The organism is Pedococcus sp. NPDC057267 (assembly GCF_042668795.1).
GTDB lineage: Bacteria > Actinomycetota > Actinomycetes > Actinomycetales > Dermatophilaceae > Pedococcus.
In genome coordinates this window covers 1-3,665 of sequence record NZ_JBHUYG010000168.1, presented here as the reverse complement: position 1 = coordinate 3,665, position 3,665 = coordinate 1, and the positions used below count along the sequence as shown (strand labels likewise).

Genomic DNA, 3,665 nt, shown 5'->3' with positions numbered 1-3,665 from the left:
GGACGACATCGTCCGGCGCCCCCTGTCGTAGGTTGGGGCGGTGTTCTACTGGCGCGAGGAGAGCAGCCGGGTCCGGTGGGCCTTCACCGACCGGCTGGGCGGCACCAGCACCGGGGAGTTCGACTCCCTCAACCTCGGGGGCCACGTCGGGGACGACCCGGCAGCTGTCGAGGAGAACCGGCTCCGCGTCGCGACCTCGATGGGGCTGGCCCGCGACCACCTCCTCTTCCTGGACCAGTGCCACGGCCGCGACGTCCTCGTGGCCGACGGCCCGTGGCCGCCGGCCGGCCCGCCCCCGGCGGACGGCGTCGTGACGGCCCAGCCCGGACTCGGCCTCGCCGTGCTCGTCGCCGACTGCACGCCAGTGCTGCTGGCCGACCCCGACGCGGGGGTCGTCGGTGCCGTGCACGCCGGGCGGCCCGGCATGACCGCCGGCATCGTCGGCGTCGCCGTCGAGCGGATGCGCGAGCTGGGCGCCCGCGACATCGCCGCGGTCGTCGGTCCGTCGGTCTGCGGGCGCTGCTACGAGGTGCCCGAGCAGATGCGGGCCGAGGCCGCACGGGTCTCCCCGGAGTCGGCGACGGTGTCGTGGACGGGCACGCCGGCCATCGACGTCGCAGCCGGGGTCGTCTCGCAGCTGCGGGCGACCGGCGCCTCGGTGCAGTGGCTCCCGGGCTGCGCCCGCGAGGAGCGCGACCTCTACTCCTACCGCCGGGACGGCCGCACCGGGCGGTTCGCCGGTGTCGTCGCGCTGGACGCCGCGTGAGCGCCGGACCGCCCGCGCACGCCGACGTGGGGGACCGTCGCGCGGAGCTCGCGCGCAACCTCGCCGCCGTGCACGCGCGGATCGAGGCCGCCTGTGCAGCGGCCGGCCGCGACCCCTCCGAGGTCACCCTCATCGCCGTGACGAAGTTCTTCCCCGCCACCGACGTCGACCTGCTCGCCGACCTCGGGGTGCGGGCGGTGGGGGAGAACCGCGACCAGGAGGCTGCTGCCAAGTTCGCCGAGGTGACCCGGAGGGCGGACCTGCAGGTCCACTTCATCGGCCAGCTGCAGAGCAACAAGGCGTCCTCCGTCGTCGGGTATGCCGACGTCGTCCAGTCCCTGGACCGGCTCAAGCTCGTGGGGGCCCTCGACCGGGCGGCCGACCGGGCGCGGCGGCGACTCGAGGTGCTCGTCCAGGTGGCCCTCGACGAGGCGGAGGGGCGAGGGGGCGTGGCACCGGCGCAGGCGGCCGCCCTCGCCGACGCGGTCGCCGCGAGCGAGCACCTCGACCTGCGCGGCGTCATGGCCGTGGCCCCGCTCGGAGCCGACCCCGCGCCGGCCTTCGCCCGGCTGCGGGACGTCGCCGACGGCATACGCGCCTCCCACCCGGGCGCCTCGTGGATCTCGGCGGGGATGAGCGGGGACCTCGAGCAGGCCGTCGCCCACGGGGCGACACACCTGCGTGTCGGCACCGCAATCCTCGGATCGCGCCAGTCACACCGGTAACTTCAGTCGCGGACGACCGCACACACGAAGAAGACCAAGGGAGCTCTCAATGGCTGGGGCGCTGCGCAAGACGATGGTGTACCTCGGGCTCGCCGAGGACGAGCAGTACGACGGCTACGACTACGACGACTACGACGAGCCCCAGCAGCACCAGCGTCACGAGGCCCCGGCCCAGGAGCGGTCCGCCGCCGTCACCCCGCTGCCGCAGCGCACGCCGGTGGCCCGGGTCGTCCGCGACGTGGAGGTCGGCAACCTCAACCGCATCACCACGATCCACCCGCGGACGTACAACGAGGCCAAGAACATCGGCGAGAGCTTCCGCGACGGCACCCCCGTCATCATGAACCTCTCCGACATGGACGACGCCGACGCCAAGCGCCTCGTCGACTTCGCCGCCGGACTGGTCTTCGGCCTGCACGGGTCGATCGAGCGCGTCACGTCCAAGGTCTTCCTGCTGTCGCCGGCCCACGTCGAGGTCTCCGCCGAGGAGGGCACCCCCGCGCCCGCCGCGCGCGGCCTGTTCAACCAGAGCTGACCCCCGCCACCGGCCCCGCCGAGCCCCGCATGGCAGGGTGAGCGCATGCTGCTCGGTTCGAACCCCGTCGCCAGCGTCGTGCGCTTCGTGGTCTTCCTGTTCTTCGTCGTGCTCCTCGGCCGGCTGGTGCTGGACTGGGTGCAGGCGTTCGCCCGCGACTGGCGTCCCCGCGGCGCGCTGCTCGTCGTGGCCGAGGCGGTGTACACCGTCACGGACCCCCCGCTGAAGGCGCTGCGTCGTGTCATCCCGCCGCTGACCCTCGGTGCCGTGCGTCTCGACCTGGCCTTCCTCGTGCTCATGCTCGTGACGAGCGTGCTCATGGGGATCCTCTAGCAGGAGCCGGCAGTCGTCCGCAGGGGGAGACGGGTGGGGCCTGCGGGTCCAGTGGGGCGACCCGATCCTCTAGGCTGACGGCACTGCCCGACTCTGCGATGCTTGACCTGCACTGCTCATGCCAGCCCAACGAGGTGACTAATGACGCTCAGTCCTGAGGACGTCCTCAACAAGAACTTCACGCCGACCCAGTTCCGGCGCGGTTACGACGAGCGCGAGGTGGACGACTTCCTGGACGAGGTCGTGGCCGAGATGCGCAAGCTCGTCAAGGACAGCGACGACCTGCGCGACCAGCTCAACGAGTGCCGCCAGAGCAAGGGCATGCCGGCCGTGGCCAAGCCCGACCCCGAGGCGCAGACCAAGCGCGACGCCGAGGCCAAGGCCACCCAGGAGGCCGAGGCACGCGCCAAGCGTGAGTCGCAGGAGCGCATCGCCGCCCTCGCGAAGCAGGCCGAGGAGGCCGAGCAGGCCGCCCAGAAGCGGATCGCCGAGGCGCAGGCCAAGGCCGATGAGGCCGAGCGCGTGGCCCACGAGCGCGCCGCCGAGGCGGAGCAGGCCGCCCAGGAGCGGATCGCCAAGGCGCAGCAGGGTGTCGAGGCCCAGGCCGGCGAGGCCGAGGCCCGCGCGCAGGAGGCGGAGCAGCGCCTCGCCGCCGCCCAGCAGGAGGCCGAGCAGGCGCAGAAGCGCGCCGAGGAGGCCGAGGCCCGCGCCCAGGAGGCGCAGGCTCGTGCCGAGCAGGCCGCGGCCGCTGCGGCCGCGCAGCCGGCGCAGCAGGCCGAGGGCACCGGTGCCGCCGCGCTGGCCGGTGCGGCCGTCGGTGGCGGCTCCAGTGCCGCCGCGCTGCTGGAGATGGCGCAGCGCCTGCACGACGAGCACGTGGGCCAGGGCGAGCAGACGCGCGACCGTCTCATCGCGGAGGCACAGACCCGTCACGACGAGCTCGTGAACGAGGGTCAGTCCCGCCACGACGAGCTCCTCAGCACCGCCCAGTCGCGGCACGACCAGCTCGTCGCCGAGGCCGAGTCCAAGCACGAGCAGCTCATCACCGAGGCACGCGAGCGCTCGACGGGCATGGTGCACGAGGCGCAGCAGAAGAAGGCGCAGATCCTCGAGGAGCTCGGGCGTGAGCGCACGATGCTCGAGAAGAAGATCGAGGAGCTGCGGGCGTTCGAGCGCAACTACCGCGCCCGCCTGAAGAGCTACATCGAGGACCAGCTCAAGGACCTCGACGACACCGCGGTGGAGCCTGCGGACGCCGCTGCCGAGAGCAACGGCTGACGTCGGTCCCCGCGGGGCACGACGGCGC

At 73.3% G+C, this 3,665-nt stretch carries 5 protein-coding genes; all 5 read left to right on the top strand.

The window, feature by feature from the left end; genetic code table 11:
* The first annotated feature begins 40 nt into the window (after window positions 1-40).
* Window positions 41-766, top strand: coding sequence for a peptidoglycan editing factor PgeF (gene pgeF / locus ACFUC1_RS20340; RefSeq protein ID WP_379123081.1), 726 nt, complete (start codon window positions 41-43; stop codon window positions 764-766).
* Window positions 763-1,491 carry a YggS family pyridoxal phosphate-dependent enzyme gene (locus ACFUC1_RS20335; RefSeq protein ID WP_379123079.1) on the top strand — a complete coding sequence of 243 codons (729 nt, stop codon included), beginning with the start codon at window positions 763-765 and terminating at the stop codon, window positions 1,489-1,491. Before pgeF ends, ACFUC1_RS20335 begins: the two co-directional genes overlap by 4 nt.
* Window positions 1,492-1,540: 49 nt before the next feature.
* On the top strand, window positions 1,541-2,026 hold the full coding sequence (locus tag ACFUC1_RS20330; protein ID WP_379123077.1) for a cell division protein SepF: 486 nt from the start codon (window positions 1,541-1,543) through the stop codon (window positions 2,024-2,026).
* 45 nt (window positions 2,027-2,071) lie between these two features.
* Complete coding sequence (locus tag ACFUC1_RS20325) at window positions 2,072-2,359, top strand: YggT family protein (RefSeq protein ID WP_379123075.1); 288 nt, start codon at window positions 2,072-2,074, stop codon at window positions 2,357-2,359.
* A gap of 141 nt (window positions 2,360-2,500) precedes the next feature.
* Window positions 2,501-3,637, top strand: coding sequence for a DivIVA domain-containing protein (locus ACFUC1_RS20320; RefSeq protein WP_379123073.1), 1,137 nt, complete (start codon window positions 2,501-2,503; stop codon window positions 3,635-3,637).
* Window positions 3,638-3,665 lie beyond the last annotated feature (28 nt).

Excerpts from the sequence above, each read along its gene's own strand:
- ACFUC1_RS20330 (WP_379123077.1), top strand. The coding sequence starts at position 1,541 with ATGGCTGGGGCGCTGCGCAAGACGATGGTGTACCTCGGGCTCGCCGAG.
- ACFUC1_RS20325 (WP_379123075.1), top strand. The coding sequence starts at position 2,072 with ATGCTGCTCGGTTCGAACCCCGTCGCCAGCGTCGTGCGCTTCGTGGTC.
- ACFUC1_RS20320 (WP_379123073.1), top strand. The coding sequence starts at position 2,501 with ATGACGCTCAGTCCTGAGGACGTCCTCAACAAGAACTTCACGCCGACC.